The following is a 13537-nucleotide window of genomic DNA, read 5'->3' as shown; positions in this document are numbered from 1 at the left end:
CATGGCCACCCGTATCGACCGCCGCATGGCAAAGCTGAAGGCCGAGGGGCGACCGGCACTCGTCACCTATTTCATGGGCGGCGATCCGGACTACGACACGTCCCTGTCGATCATGAAGGCGCTGCCCGGCGCCGGCAGCGACATCATCGAGTTAGGCATGCCGTTTTCCGATCCAATGGCCGACGGCCCGGCGATCCAGGCGGCCGGCCTGCGGGCGCTGAAGGGCGGCCAGACTTTGGTCAAGACGCTGAAGATGGCCTCGGAATTCCGCGCCGGCGACAGTGAAACGCCGATCGTCTTGATGGGCTATTACAATCCGATCTACATCTACGGCGTCGAGCGCTTCCTGAGCGACGCGCTGGCCAGCGGCATCGACGGGCTGATCGTCGTCGACCTGCCGCCTGAGATGGACGAGGAGCTTTGCATCCCGGCACTCAAGGCCGGCATCAATTTCATCCGGCTGGCGACGCCGACCACCGACGACAAGCGCCTGCCCAAGGTGCTGCAGAACACGTCAGGTTTCGTCTACTACGTCTCGATGACCGGCATTACCGGTTCGGCGCTGGCCGACACCGGCAAGGTGGCGGCAGCGGTCAAGCGCATCAAGAGCCATACCGACCTGCCGGTCTGCGTCGGCTTCGGCGTCAAGACCGCCGAGCAGGCGCGCACCATCGGCGCGTCGGCCGACGGTGTCGTTGTCGGCACCGCGATTGTCAATGCCGTCGCCAACGTGCTGGGGCCGAAGGGCGAAAAGACCGCCGATCCGGCCGAGGCCGTCGCCACGCTGGTCAGCGGGCTTTCGCAAGGGGTTCGCGCGGCTCGCCTTGCTGCCGCCGAATAATCTTGATCTTCTGGTTGGCCATGATCTCCCGCGAAAACCGATTTCCACTTTTCGGGATCATGGTCTAACTCTTCGTAAGGACAGGAGCCGAAGCGATGAACTGGATCACCAATTACGTCCGCCCGAAGATCAATTCGATGCTCGGCCGCCGCACCGACATGCCGGAAAACCTGTGGATCAAGGATCCCGAGACCGGCGAAATGGTGTTCCATAAGGATCTGGAGCAGAACCAGTTCGTCATCCCGTCCTCCGGTCACCATATGAAGATATCAGCTAAGGAACGGCTGAAATTCTTCCTCGACGACGGCAAATACGAGACGCTGGAAAACCCCAAGGTCGTTCAGGATCCGCTCAAGTTCCGCGACGAGAAGCGCTACGTAGACCGGCTTAGGGATGCCAAGGCCAAGACCGGTATGGAAGACGCCATCATCAATGCGCTGGGCACGGTCGAGGGCGTGCCGGTGGTGGCGACGGTGCAGGATTTTGCCTTCATGGGCGGCTCGCTCGGCATGGCGGCAGGTGACGCCATCGTGCATGGTTTCGAGGTCGCCTTGCAGCGCAAGCGGCCGCTGATCCTGTTTGCGGCCTCCGGCGGCGCCCGTATGCAGGAAGGCATCCTGTCGCTGATGCAGTTGCCACGGACCACGGTCGGCGTCGACAGGCTGAAGGAGGCCGGCCTGCCCTACATCGTCGTCCTGACCAACCCGACGACCGGCGGCGTCACCGCCTCCTATGCCATGCTGGGCGACGTGCATATTGCCGAGCCCGGCGCCCTGATCGGCTTTGCCGGCCCGCGCGTCATCGAGCAGACCATCCGCGAAAAGCTGCCTGACGGCTTCCAGCGCGCCGAATATCTGATGGAACACGGCATGGTCGACATGGTGGTGTCACGGCTGGAGATGCGCCAGACCATTGCACGGCTGCTGAGAATGCTGCTCAAGCTGCCGGAGGAGCAAAAATCTCAGGAACCGGAAATCTTGCCGCCGTCGGTGATTCCGGCCGAAGCCCGGCCGCACGCCTGACGCATTCGCCACGAACTGCGATTGCGCGCCGTCCGCGGCGCGCCTAGGATTCGCCATGACCACGCTTGCCGCCGACCGCGAAATCGAAAGCCTGATGGCGCTTCACCCGAAGGGCTTCGACCTTTCGCTCGACCGCATTTCGCGGCTGCTCGAGCGGCTCGGCAATCCGCAGGACCAGCTGCCGCCGGTCATCCACATCGCCGGCACCAACGGCAAGGGCTCCTGTGCTGCTTTTTCACGGGCGCTGCTCGAAGCCGCCGGCTACCGCGTCCACGTCCACACCTCGCCACATCTGGTGAACTGGCACGAGCGCTACCGGCTGGCCGCAGATGGCGGCGGCAGGCTGGTGGACGACAAGGTCTTCGCCGAAGCCATCGCCTGCGTCGCCAAAGCCAATCAAGGCCAGAAGATCACCGTCTTCGAAATCCTCACCGCGGTCACCTTCCTGCTGTTTTCCGAACATCCGGCCGATGCCGTCATCCTCGAGGTTGGCCTTGGCGGCCGCTTCGACGCCACCAATGTCATCGCCGAGCCGGCCGTGTCGGTGATCATGCCGGTGTCGCTCGACCACGAAGCCTATCTCGGCGACCGCGTCGAGCTGATCGCCGCCGAAAAGGCCGGCATCATCAAGCGCGGATGCCCGGTCGTCATCGGCGCGCAGGAAAGTGAGACGGCCCAGCAGGTGCTCATCGAAACCGCCGAGCGGCTCGACTGCCCCGCCTTCGTCTATGGCCAGGATTTCCTTGCCTATGAGGAAAACGGGCGCATGGTCTATCAGGACGAAGACGGATTGATGGACCTGCCGCCGCCGCGCCTGCCGGGGCGCCATCAATTCGCCAATGCGGCGGCGGCGATCGCGGCGGTCAAGGCGGCGGGCTTCGAGATCAGCCACCGCGCTGCCGAGAAGGCGATGGCGAATGTTGCCTGGCCGGGCCGCATGCAAAAGCTGCCGCAAGGACGGCTGAGCGAACTGGCGCCGAAGGGCGCCGACATCTGGCTCGACGGCGGCCACAATCCCGGCGCTGGCGTGGTCGTCGCCGAGGCGCTGGCCGAGCAGGAGGAAAAGAACCCGCGTCCGCTGTTCCTGATCTCGGGTATGATCAACACCAAGGACCAGAGCGGCTATTTCCGCGCCTTCAAAGGGCTGGTCCGGCATGTCTACACCGTGCCGGTGAGCCTGAGCGACGCGGGCGTGCCGAACGACGAGCTGGCGACCCGCGCCATCGGGGCCGGCCTGTCGGCCGAACCGGTCAGTTCCGTCGCCAATGCGCTGATGCTGCTGCGCGACACGTGGAACGGACCGCCGCCGCGCATCCTGATCGGCGGGTCACTTTACCTGGCCGGCGCGGTGTTGGCCGAAAACGGCACGCCGCCGGTTTGAGGCGTGCTTCAGCCGGGCCACGGTGACGCCAAACTTGTCAGACCACCGCGAGGAGCCAATCATGATCAAGGTAAAGCAGGTCGCACACGTTTGCATTTTCGCGAATGACCTGGAGATGACGCGAAGCTTCTATCGGGACGTCCTCGGCATGGACACCCAGTTCAATTTCCTGCGCGACGGGAAGATTTTCGGCTTCTACCTCAATTGCGGCAGCCGTAGCCATGTCGAGGTGTTCCAGAAAGACGGCGCCAGCTATGGTGACTTGAACCAGATCAACCACTTCTGCCTCGAAGTAGACAATATCGACGCCGCGATCGCCCATCTGAGGTCAAAGGGGGTTGATGTCACTTCCAAGAAACGCGCGTGCGATGACACCTACCAGGCTTGGATCCGCGACCCCAACGGCGTGAGGATAGAACTGTTCGAATACACTGAGAAAAGCGCACAATTCGTCGGCGGCGATCGTATCGCGGATTGGTGATCGCGCCTCGCCGCGACAATTGTAGCGGCGCAGCCGATGGTTGGTGGACTACTTCAGCTCGACCTCGATGAAGGCGAATTCGCCATCGTTTGCGCTGATGACGTCATGTTCGACGCCCTCGTTGCGGAAATACGGCGCGCCCTTCTTCATCTCGGCAAAGGATTCGCCATCCTTGGTCAGGAGCTTCACCTTGCCGTCGGTCAACGGCACGATCACATAGTCGTGGCCATGGCGGTGCCAGCCGGTGTTGTCGCCCGGGGCGAAGCGGTATTCGGTGACGATGACGCGCTCATTGTCGATGAAGACGGTGGCCTTGGCGGATCCGGTCATATCGCTTCTCCTGCTTTAAGCCAGACAAGAGCATGAGACGGCAATTGGCGAGTGCCAGATCTGCGGATCGGTGACGCCACAATAAAGCCCGGCGCGAGGCCGGGCTTTTCTGCAAAATTTTGATCGGATCAGGCGAGACTGCCGTTGATCCAGTGCGACAATGCCGTTTTCGGCGCAGCACCGACCTTCATGTCGGCGACTTCGCCGCCCTTGAAGATCATCAGCGTCGGGATCGAGCGCACGCCGAACTGCGCGGCCAGCTCAGGATTCTCGTCTATGTTGAGCTTGGCGATCTTTATCTTGCTGCCGAGTTCGATGGCGATGTCCTCGAGCGCCGGGGCGATCATCTTGCACGGGCCGCACCATTCCGCCCAGAAATCGACCACGACTGGCTCCTTGGCGTTGAGCACGTCGGCCTGGAAATTGCTCTTGTCGACCTTGACGGTGGCCATGCTGAGATCCTTTCGATTTATTCGTCGCACCAAATGTGGTGGTGATCGCGTCCGTCTTCAAGCAAGTGTTGTGTCACGCTCCCGTGAGTCTAGCAAGCGCGTCGTCCATGACCGCTGCCGGCAACTCGATCAGCCGCGGCGCCTCGGTGAACAGCAGCGCCGCCGAGACCTCGCGTCCCGGATAGAGCGGCTGAAGCAGCGCGCGATAAATTGCGAGCTGCAGAACATAGGCTTGCGGCACTTCGGCGAGCGTAGCTGGCGCTGGCCGATTGGTCTTGTAGTCGACGATCGAAACCTTGTCCGGCGTTACTGCCAACCGGTCGATCTTGCCGGAAATCGAGCGCAGTTTGCCCCTTACCTCCAGGCTGCCCATGATGGCGACTTCGGCGCGCGAGTTTGGCGCAAACAACGGCGCGAAGCGGCTGTCGGCAAGAATTCTGAAAACGCCAGCCAGGGCCTTGTCGCGCTCGTCGTCGGGCCATGCCGCGCCGGCTCTTGCCAGATAGCGTTCGGCGGCATCCCGGCGTGTTCCCTCGGCGATGCCGGGCAGCATCTGCAGCAATTTGTGCAGCGCCAGCCCGCGCACGACGGCCAAGCCGGGTTCGGCGTCGGCATCCAGTACCGGCGAACGCGTGTCGGCCACCGCTTGCCGCGCCTCGTCGATCAGCACCGAGGCGCCGGACGGCGAGAGCGGCCGCGGCAATTCCTCGAAGGGCGGCAGAGACTGGAACAGGGTTTCAGGCAGTGGTGCAAAGCGTTCCGCCTGTCGTGCCTCATTCACTGCCGCCAGTGGCATGGGCGGCAGTTTCGTCACCTGGAAACGATGCACGGTCTCGCCAGTGGCGGGATGCCGGCGTTCTTCGCTCTCCGCGGCACCGACCAGTGCGCGGCTGACGATCGAATGCCAGGTACCGGTATTCGGCGCCCGTTTGCCATGGTAGCCGCAGACGATCAGCCGATCCTCGGCGCGGGTCATGCCGACATAGAGCAGCCGGCGGTATTCGTCGTCGGCGAGCTCGCGGGCGCGGGCCGATGCGGCGCGTGAAAACCCATTGGCGACATCGCTGGCCGAACGCCAGAGATAGCCCTTGCCCTCCCAGCAGTCGCCCGAGCCTTCGAACGGCATCAATCTCGGCAGATGCTGGTCGCTGAACGGCGCGGAGCCACCATCGACAAGGAATACCACCGGCGCTTCCAGGCCTTTGGCGGCATGCACGGTCATGACGCGAACCTCGTCGCGGGTCTGGTCCATTTCGCGCTTGATCTCGGGCCCGGCGTTTTCCAACGTCGACAGGAAGGATTCCAGTCCCGGCAGGCCGGTCCGCTCCTCGGCCAGGCAGAAATTCAGGAATTCGTCGAGGACGTCGCCGGCCTCCGGCCCGAGCCGCGCGATCATCTTCTTGCGCAGGCCGTCGCGGGCGAGAGCTGCAGCATAGAATTCGAACACCGGCTTGAATGCGGCCTCGTTCGACCATGTGCCGAGCCGGCTGACGACGGCGGCCAACGCCTCGCTTTCGCCGGCATGCCGGCGCAGCGAGGCGATCAGCGAGACGCTCGACGGCCTCTCCGCAGCAAGCGCGAAAAGCTGCTCTTCCGAGACATCGAAGATCGGGCTGCGCAGCACGGCGGCCAGCGACAGATCGTCCTCGGGCTGGATGAGAAAGTGACCGAGTGCGATCAGGTCCTTCACCGCGATATGGCCAGGCAGGCTGAGCCGGTCGGCGCCGGCCACCGGGATGTCGCGGCGCTTCAACGCCCGTGTCAGCGCATGGACGAAGCGGTCGCGCTTGCGCACCAGCACCAGCACGTCGCCGGGCCGGAGTTTCTTGCCACGCCCTTCGATGACCTCGCCGCCGCCGATCCAGCCGGCAATGGTCGCTGCAACGTTTTCGGCAACGCGCACCGCCGGTGCGTGGGCGTGATCCACCGCTTGCGTCCAGTCGTCCGGTTCGTCGACGATGTCGGCGCCGAGCGAGGGCCAGACGTCGACATAGCCCGGCGCATCGTTGCGGATCGCCTTGTGGTCGAGCGGATCGGGATCGTGGCTGATGCCGCGCCGCACGTTCGGGTCAGCAAAGACACGATCCACCGCCGCAAGCACGTCGTCGGTCGAGCGAAACGACCAGGTTAGCTTGAGATCGGCGAAGGCGGCGGCGGCGGATCTGACTTTGCCGGCAAACAAAAGCCGGCTGTCGGCAAAGGAGTCCGGGGCGGCGCCCTGGAAGGAATAGATCGACTGCTTTTCGTCGCCGACAGCAAAGATGGTGCGGTGGACGGCGTCGCGTGCGCCGAGCCCGGCAAAGAACTCCTCCGCCAGCCGCTTGACTACCTCCCACTGGTCGGGACTGGTGTCCTGCGCCTCGTCGAGGAGGATGTGGTCGATGCCCTGGTCGAGCTTGTACTGCACCCATGGGCCGGCGTCGGGCCGCGCCAGTAGATGGACCGTGCGGGTGATCAGGTCGTTGAAGTCGAGGAAGCCGCGCGCGCGCTTCAATTGCTCGTAGCGGGCGATCAGCCAGTCGGCGATGGTCAGCGCCGCACGCGTGCCTTCCAGCATCCTGAACAAGGCCAGCCGGTCGGAGATTTCAAGAATGGCGTCGACCGCCGCCAGATATCGTTCAGCAAGATCGGGCAACCGGTCCAGCAATGCCCTCTTAAACGTCTTTGCCGGATCGTAAGGCCCGCCGTCGGCCCTCAGGAAAGCCTTGGAGAGCAAATTCAGGCGACGTACCGGATCCTCCTCGGCAAAGGCAAGGCGGGCGTATGGCAGCAGATTGTTCAGCACGATGCGCGCATCGGCGGCCTCGGCTGCCCGTGAAAAGGTGACGAGATAATCCGGCAGGAAGCCGGGCAGCGGCCAGACCGAGGCGGCTATACCTTCGGCCGTCTGGCCGGCGCGGAAATGGAACTCGTCGAACAGCGCCTGAAAACCATCGCCGCCGGCCGCGGCGATGAACGCACGCAAACCATCGCGCTTGCGCACGATCTCGGCCAGCAGTGCGTCGAGCCCATGCTCGCCGCCGCGCTCCAGCACGGTGGCGAAGGCCTCGGACAATGCCGCATCGCCTGCAACGCCGCCCGAAATCATGTCGCGGCGGGCGGCGGCAAACAGCGAAGCCTCCATTTGCGGATCGAGCATTTCGAAATGCGCAGGGATATTGGCTTCCAGCGGGAACTGATGCAGCACCGATTCGCAGAAGGCGTGGATGGTCTGGATCTTCAGCCCGCCCGGTGTTTCCAGCGCCCCGGCAAACAACCGCCGCGCCCGGCGCATGGTTTCGCGGTCGGGCTGGCGGCCGTCCAGCGCCTCTATCCGTGTCGAGAGCTCGGCATCGCCCAGGGCCGTCCATTGCGACAGCGTCGAAAACACCCGGTTCGACATGTTGGCGGCGGCGGCACGCGTATAGGTCAGGCACAGGATCTTGGACGGATCGGTGCCGCGCAGCAACAGCCGGATAACGCGCTGGGCGAGTACATGGGTCTTGCCCGATCCGGCATTGGCCGACACCCAGGCGGAATTGCGCGGGTCGGACGCGCTTGCCTGGCTCGCGGCAGTGTCGCTTGGAATGGGGTAGGCCTTTTTCATGCCTCCCCTCCCTCGTCATCGGCGTCGCCGCCGGCGGACCATTCGAGCACGCGGGCGAGATGGTCGTAGTCGCCGTCGGTCTCGCCCTCGCGGAACGGCAGCGCCCGCGACAGATAGCCGGTCGCCGGGTCGGCGTAGTGGATCAGCAGTTTTTCCAGCCGCGCCCACGCTTCTTCGGCGAGATCGGCGGCGGTTCGCGGCTTGCGGTTGTATTCGAGGATGGATTCCTCGAACACTTCGCCATTCGGCCTCAGCCGCACGAAGGCCAGTTGCGACGGCTCGCATGCGCCAAGCTCCTTGAAAGCGCCGCGCCTGAGCAGCGCGCCCTCGAGTGCCAGTTGCGGCGCGAGCAGCGTGTGCGCCTGTGCTTTGGATGGCGAGGAGCCGGTCTTGTAATCGAGGATGTCGGCCATGCCGCCGGCCAGCAGATCGATGCGATCGGCATAGCCGGACAGCGTCACACCGGATCGGCCCACACCGGTCTTTTCGGCGCGTTCCTCGGCGTGCCGCCGTGCCACGGCTGCGGCCCGGCCGCGCTCCCATTCGATGATGCCGGCGGCAAGCTTTTCGAAGCGTGGCCACCACACCGCCTCGACATCGGCCGGCAGCGCCGCCTCGGCAAAGCAGGAGCGGCCTGCGGCGATGAGCCCGTCCAGCGCCTCGCGCGCGCGGGGGTCGGCCACCCTCGCCGAGAAGAGGTGCAGAATGGCGTGAAACAGCGTGCCACGCTCGGCAGCGCCCGGATCGCGAATGACCGGATCGAGCGGCATCAGGCCGAGTATCCTTCTGGCATAGACCGCATAGGGATCGCGGCGCAGCGTTTCGATCTCGGTGACCGAGAAGTGGTGCGGCCGCGCGGCGAGCGGCGGTTTCGGCTGCGGCCGCGGCGCAAAGTCCTGCTTTTCGCCGGCATCGAGCACACGCGCCCAGGCAAGCAGTTCGTCGCCGCGCCGGCGAAGTGCAGCAGCGTGGTCCTCGCCGACGAATGTAAGGATGCGCTGCAGCCAGCGCGAAGGTACCGACGGTGCATCGCCGGAGCGGCCGGAGCGAGCCAGCACCACTTTTTTGGCGCCCATGGCCATCTGGAAATCATGGGCGGCAAGGCCGATGCGCCGCTCGGGCGGTTCAAGATCGATGCCGGTCTTCATCAGCCGCGACATGAAGCGGTCGCTCTCCGGCTTGCGCGGCCACACGCCTTCGTTGAGCCCGCCGACGACCAGCGTGTCGACATCCTGAAGCCGCGCTTCCAGCACACCCCAGATGGCGATGTTCCTGTCGGTGCCCTGCGCCGGCTTGACCGTCTCGGGCGCGATCAGCGCCTCCATCACGTCAGGCCATTCGTCAGCGGCGAAGGAGAACGACACCGAGGCCGCGACCAGCTCGCGCAAGAGCTCGGCGAGCTTTTCGCCGGCATCGCCCGCATAGAGTTCGCTCGGGCTGCCGTCAGCGGCGCGGCCGAGACTTTCGAGCGCAACGACGCTGGCGCGCACAAGGGTGGCAAGATCGGCATTCTCGTCGCCGCGAAAAGCAACCAGCGGCGCCAGCGCGGCCGTTAGCCGGATCAGCAGGTCGCGCGCCTGTTCGATGCGCCTGACCGAAAGCCGCGGCCACCAGAAGGGTGGGCGGCGATTGCCGCTGCCGTCGAATTCGAGGAGCCGGGTGTCGAAGAGCTGCGGCAGCGACGCCACGTCCGGACGCCCTGTGCCACCGCGCAGCGCCACAAGTTCGACGATTTCGGCCGCATGGCGCACGCTTGCCCGCTCCAGGCCGAGGCCAAGCAGGGGATGCTTGAGCAGCGACAGCAGGGCGACGGGGTCGCCCGGGCGGAAGGCTGCCTGAAGCGCCAACCTGAGCAGGCTGGCGGCTGGTGTGTTGATCAGCGGCGTGCCGCCGGAATCGTCGGCGGCAACGCCGCAGCGCAGCAGCTCGACTGAGACGCGCCGCCCCAGAGCGCGGTCGCCGGTGCCGAGTGCGGCGCGCTGGCCGGGCCGTTCGACAGCCTGTTTGAGCGCGACGGCGATCGCCACGGCTTCGTCGCGTTCGCTGGCGGCTTCGAGAAGCGTCACCTCGGCGAAGGCCTCGGCAATATCGCCGGCCCTAAAGCGGGCGCGCGTCTCGGCCCAGAGCTCGGTGGTCTCCGCCGGGCGCAGCGCTTCGCCGACAAGTGCGGCGCGCAGCGCAAGCGGTCGCGGCGCAACAGCAATCTCCTCGACATCGGCGCGCGGCACGCCGATCTTGCCGATCAACTTTGCCAGGCCGTATTGCGGGTGGCCAAGCACGGCTGGCCGCGCGCCCGGTGTGGTGATCGCGGCAAAGGATGGCTCGTCCAATGCCCGGTCGAGCCCGGGCAGCACAACGGCGCCATTGGGCAGACCGGCGATCACGGCAAGCAGCTCGGCCGTGGCGGGAATGGAGCCGGTGGAACCGGCGGCGATCACCGGTCCGGCTGGCGGATTACGCTTCAGCCGCGCCGCCTCCAGCCTTATCAGGGCATTACGATGCGCGGCCGGATTGGAACGATGGTGTTCCTCGAGCAGGTTCGGCCAGTTCTCCGTCACGATGGTCAGGAAGTCGAGTGTCACCTGCCACCAGCCTGCAAGATTGCCGGTTACAAGGTCGGCGAGCCTTGCCCAATCCGTGCCTTCGGTGTCGATCTCATCCATCAGGCGTGCAAGGTCGCGCGCCAGCCAGATGGCGTCGGCGGCGGAGGCCGGTATGACGATCTCCTCGTCGAACAATGCCGCGACATGTGCCGGCAGGCGGCGTTTCCACGCCCGCACCAGCGGCGCAAGCAGCAGAAGACGCTCGACCGCGGCGATCGGCGGCGCAAGGTCGATGGCGGCCGAACCTCCTGCCTCGAAGGCGGCTTCATCCTCATCGAACTCACCAAGCGGGCGGATGACCGGCAGGATCGCCGAGCGGCTTCCCGAGCGCGAGAGAGCATCGACGAAGACGCCGCGAAGCGCCCGCGCCGCACGGCGCGTCGGCACATAGATGGTGAGATCGGCCAGCGCCAGCGGATCGCCGTCATAGGCGAAGCCGGGAACCAAGCGCCCCGCAAGCAGCGCCTCGGCCAGCGTCGGCAGGAACGGCGCTCCGGGCGGGATCGAGAAAACGCGGCGGGAGCCGCTCATTTCGACTCGGTAAGAGCGCCGGGTGCCTCACCGACAGCATTGGGCGTGCCGGCAAGCGCGGCGGCGACCGCTGCTTCCGCCCGCGGGATCGCGTCAGGTGTGCCGACAGTAATCCAGTGACCCTGCATTTTCATGCCGAACAGGCGGCCGGCGGCGATTGCCGCATCGAAATAGGCGTTGAGCGACAGCGGGCCGGCTGGCGCATCCTTGAAGATGCGCGGATGGACGATTGCGGCGCCGGCATAGATCAGGCCAGCCGGATCGTTGTTCGCACGCCGCAAGGCGCCGTCCGGCGCCATCAGGAAATCGGTGCCGCCGCTATGTCCGGTTGCCGACTGGAGATCCGCAAGCATCAGCAGAATGTCCATTGTCGCGCCCTCCCATGCAAGGGCAAGTCGCCTGAGATTGGAAACGCCGCTGTCGATCCAGAAGGTGTCGGCGTTGAGCACATAGAAGGGCGCCCCTAACCTGGGCAATGCCTTGAGGATACCACCGGCGGAGTCAAGCAAGCCCCTACTCTCATCCGAGATGACGATTCTCGGCGCACTGCGGCGGGCTACATGGTCCACGATCTGTTGCGGGAGGTAATGGACGTTGACGACGGCCTTGGCGACGCCGGCTCCGGCTAGGCAGTCCAGCCCCCAGTCGAGCAATGTCTTGCCGGCGACCTTGACCAGCGGCTTCGGCATGGTGTCGGTGATCGGCCGCATGCGCTTGCCGAGCCCGGCGGCGAGCACCATGGCGGTCGTCGGCATCGGCTGCTCATCCGCCGCCTTCAGGCCCAAATCCTTAGCCGTCAAATCGAGCGTTCCTCCAGGAAGCCGTGGGCGATGTAGAAATCCTGCAGCCCGGCCAGCGCCGGATGCGCCAGTGCCCGGCGAAGATAGTCGCGGATGCGCGGCAGATGCTTCAGATAATAAGGCTTGCCGTCGCGTTTTTCGAGCCGCATGAAGATGCCGAGGATCTTGGAATTGCGCTGTGCGGCCATAATTGCATAGGTTTCGCGGAATTCGCTCTCATCGAAGGCACCGGCAGCACGTCGCGCGGCGATGTAGGCGGCGAGCGTGTGCTTTTCGATTTCAGGTGAGATGGTGACGCGCGCGTCCATGGCGAGCGAGGCGACGTCGTAGGCTGACGGACCGATCAGCGCATCCTGGACATCGACGACGCCGAGACGGTCGTGACCGAAACGGTCAGCGCGCCAGATCAGGTTGGGCGAATGAAAGTCGCGCAGCATCAGCGTGTATTCGCGCCCCTCGAGCCGATCGAGCACCGCACTCCATTCGCTGCGATAACCGGCGCGCAACGCCTCGCTTGGCGAAGCGCCTGATATCGCCGGGACATACCAGTCGACCAGCAATTCGGCCTCGATCATCATGGCGTCGCGGTCGAAAGGCGGCACCTCGTGGAAGACGCCGGGGCCGGCCTGCATGCGGGCCGGCCATGTTTTGCCGTGCATCATGGCAAGCAGTTCGGCCGCCGCCGCATAACGCGCGGCCACCGGCTGGCCGTGCTTGTCGAGGAAGCCTTGGGAACCGAGATGCTCCAGCAGAAGAAAACCCTGGTCGAGATCCTGGGCATGAATTTCCGGGACGCTGACGCCGCCGGCCCGCAAGGCCCGGTCGATGGCGACGAACGCCGAAACGGATTGCGCGGTGTGAGCGATCTCGGCATAGGGTTTGCCGTCGCGGACTGGCGGTCCGAGCACCAGCCTTGGCGAGTTCATCAGCACGCGCGGCGGAAATCCGGCGAGCGTGACGATCTCGTAGGAGCGAGCCGAGGCATCACCGATGAAATATCGTCGCTGCGCTTCGCCCCAGCCGGCCTGCCCGAGAAAATCGCGCATTGCCAGCGATCGCGCCGCGCGCTCGAAGGCGGCGCCCTCTCCCGATAGTCTCGCCAGTCGGCCGTCGCCCTGCTGGAGAAGTTCGACCAGCACCGAGGTTTTCGGCAGATATGCCTCTGCCCGCTCCGGCCATTCGACCAGCGCGGCGCCTTGCGTCAGCGCCTCGTCGAAGCCCAGTTCGTCCAGCTCGGATGCCGTGCCCAAGCGGTAGAGATCGAAATGATGGACCGGCACATGCGTGTCGTAGCTCTGGACCAGCGTGAAGGTCGGGCTCGGCACGTCGAGCCCGGCATCGTCGGCCAGTGCCCTGATCAGCGCCCGTGCCAAGGTCGATTTGCCGGCGCCGAGATCGCCCTTGAGGGCGAGCACGTCGCCAATGCGCAACGACATGGCGAGATCCTCGCCGAACCTTGCCGTCGCAGCCTCGTCTGCGAGAAAACGCTCCAGCACCAATACCGCCATCG

Annotated in this window: 10 protein-coding genes; 4 read left to right on the top strand and 6 right to left on the bottom strand. The window is 65.2% G+C overall.

Features of this window, described 5'->3' with window-relative positions:
- Window position 1: 1 nt before the first annotated feature.
- The 4 genes from trpA (at window position 2) to NKH49_RS14675 (ending at window position 3725) form a co-directional block, all read left to right on the top strand.
- A complete protein-coding gene (gene trpA / locus NKH49_RS14690) occupies window positions 2–841 on the top strand; it encodes a tryptophan synthase subunit alpha (RefSeq protein ID WP_023677563.1) in 840 nt (279 codons plus the stop codon).
- Between the two features lie 95 nt (window positions 842–936).
- Window positions 937–1863 carry an acetyl-CoA carboxylase, carboxyltransferase subunit beta gene (accD, locus tag NKH49_RS14685; protein ID WP_352616782.1) on the top strand — a complete coding sequence of 309 codons (927 nt, stop codon included), beginning with the start codon at window positions 937–939 and terminating at the stop codon, window positions 1861–1863.
- 55 nt (window positions 1864–1918) lie between these two features.
- Complete coding sequence (locus tag NKH49_RS14680; RefSeq protein WP_352616785.1) at window positions 1919–3244, top strand: bifunctional folylpolyglutamate synthase/dihydrofolate synthase; 1326 nt, start codon at window positions 1919–1921, stop codon at window positions 3242–3244.
- Between the two features lie 61 nt (window positions 3245–3305).
- Window positions 3306–3725 (top strand): VOC family protein, encoded by a 420-nt coding sequence (locus NKH49_RS14675; RefSeq protein ID WP_352616788.1) that lies wholly within the window; start codon window positions 3306–3308, stop codon window positions 3723–3725.
- Between the two features lie 48 nt (window positions 3726–3773).
- Here NKH49_RS14675 and NKH49_RS14670 read toward each other — a convergent pair whose 3' ends face one another.
- From NKH49_RS14670 to tsaE, 6 genes are all read right to left on the bottom strand, one after another.
- Window positions 3774–4055, bottom strand: a complete 282-nt coding sequence (locus tag NKH49_RS14670; RefSeq protein ID WP_023718287.1) for a cupin domain-containing protein — start codon at window positions 4053–4055, stop codon at window positions 3774–3776.
- Between the two features lie 128 nt (window positions 4056–4183).
- Window positions 4184–4507 carry a thioredoxin gene (trxA, locus tag NKH49_RS14665; protein WP_023677558.1) on the bottom strand — a complete coding sequence of 108 codons (324 nt, stop codon included), beginning with the start codon at window positions 4505–4507 and terminating at the stop codon, window positions 4184–4186.
- A 73-nt stretch (window positions 4508–4580) separates the two neighbouring features.
- On the bottom strand, window positions 4581–8093 hold the full coding sequence (gene addA / locus NKH49_RS14660) for a double-strand break repair helicase AddA (RefSeq protein ID WP_352926391.1): 3513 nt from the start codon (window positions 8091–8093) through the stop codon (window positions 4581–4583).
- Window positions 8090–11227, bottom strand: a complete 3138-nt coding sequence (gene addB, locus NKH49_RS14655) for a double-strand break repair protein AddB (protein WP_352926388.1) — start codon at window positions 11225–11227, stop codon at window positions 8090–8092. The genes addA and addB overlap by 4 nt, the downstream gene beginning before the upstream one ends.
- Window positions 11224–11967 carry a nucleotidyltransferase family protein gene (locus tag NKH49_RS14650; protein WP_352616837.1) on the bottom strand — a complete coding sequence of 248 codons (744 nt, stop codon included), beginning with the start codon at window positions 11965–11967 and terminating at the stop codon, window positions 11224–11226. The genes addB and NKH49_RS14650 overlap by 4 nt, the downstream gene beginning before the upstream one ends.
- Before the next feature lie 56 nt (window positions 11968–12023).
- On the bottom strand, window positions 12024–13535 hold the full coding sequence (gene tsaE, locus NKH49_RS14645; protein WP_352616796.1) for a tRNA (adenosine(37)-N6)-threonylcarbamoyltransferase complex ATPase subunit type 1 TsaE: 1512 nt from the start codon (window positions 13533–13535) through the stop codon (window positions 12024–12026).
- Window positions 13536–13537: the final 2 nt, after the last annotated feature.

The sequence above is a fragment of the Mesorhizobium sp. M1088 genome, assembly GCF_040318575.1.
GTDB lineage: Bacteria > Pseudomonadota > Alphaproteobacteria > Rhizobiales > Rhizobiaceae > Mesorhizobium.
The sequence above is the reverse complement of the archived record's forward strand: the minus strand, read 5'-3'. Positions and strand labels throughout refer to the sequence as shown.

What these genes read in the sequence shown, in the direction of transcription:
- accD (WP_352616782.1), top strand. Translation starts at nt 937, where the DNA reads ATGAACTGGATCACCAATTACGTCCGCCCGAAGATCAATTCGATGCTC.
- addB (WP_352926388.1), bottom strand. Translation starts at nt 11,227, where the DNA reads ATGAGCGGCTCCCGCCGCGTTTTCTCGATCCCGCCCGGAGCGCCGTTC.
- NKH49_RS14675 (WP_352616788.1), top strand. Translation starts at nt 3,306, where the DNA reads ATGATCAAGGTAAAGCAGGTCGCACACGTTTGCATTTTCGCGAATGAC.
- trxA (WP_023677558.1), bottom strand. Translation starts at nt 4,507, where the DNA reads ATGGCCACCGTCAAGGTCGACAAGAGCAATTTCCAGGCCGACGTGCTC.
- trpA (WP_023677563.1), top strand. Translation starts at nt 2, where the DNA reads ATGGCCACCCGTATCGACCGCCGCATGGCAAAGCTGAAGGCCGAGGGG.
- NKH49_RS14680 (WP_352616785.1), top strand. Translation starts at nt 1,919, where the DNA reads ATGACCACGCTTGCCGCCGACCGCGAAATCGAAAGCCTGATGGCGCTT.
- NKH49_RS14650 (WP_352616837.1), bottom strand. Translation starts at nt 11,967, where the DNA reads ATGGTGCTCGCCGCCGGGCTCGGCAAGCGCATGCGGCCGATCACCGAC.
- NKH49_RS14670 (WP_023718287.1), bottom strand. Translation starts at nt 4,055, where the DNA reads ATGACCGGATCCGCCAAGGCCACCGTCTTCATCGACAATGAGCGCGTC.
- tsaE (WP_352616796.1), bottom strand. Translation starts at nt 13,535, where the DNA reads ATGGCGGTATTGGTGCTGGAGCGTTTTCTCGCAGACGAGGCTGCGACG.
- addA (WP_352926391.1), bottom strand. Translation starts at nt 8,093, where the DNA reads ATGAAAAAGGCCTACCCCATTCCAAGCGACACTGCCGCGAGCCAGGCA.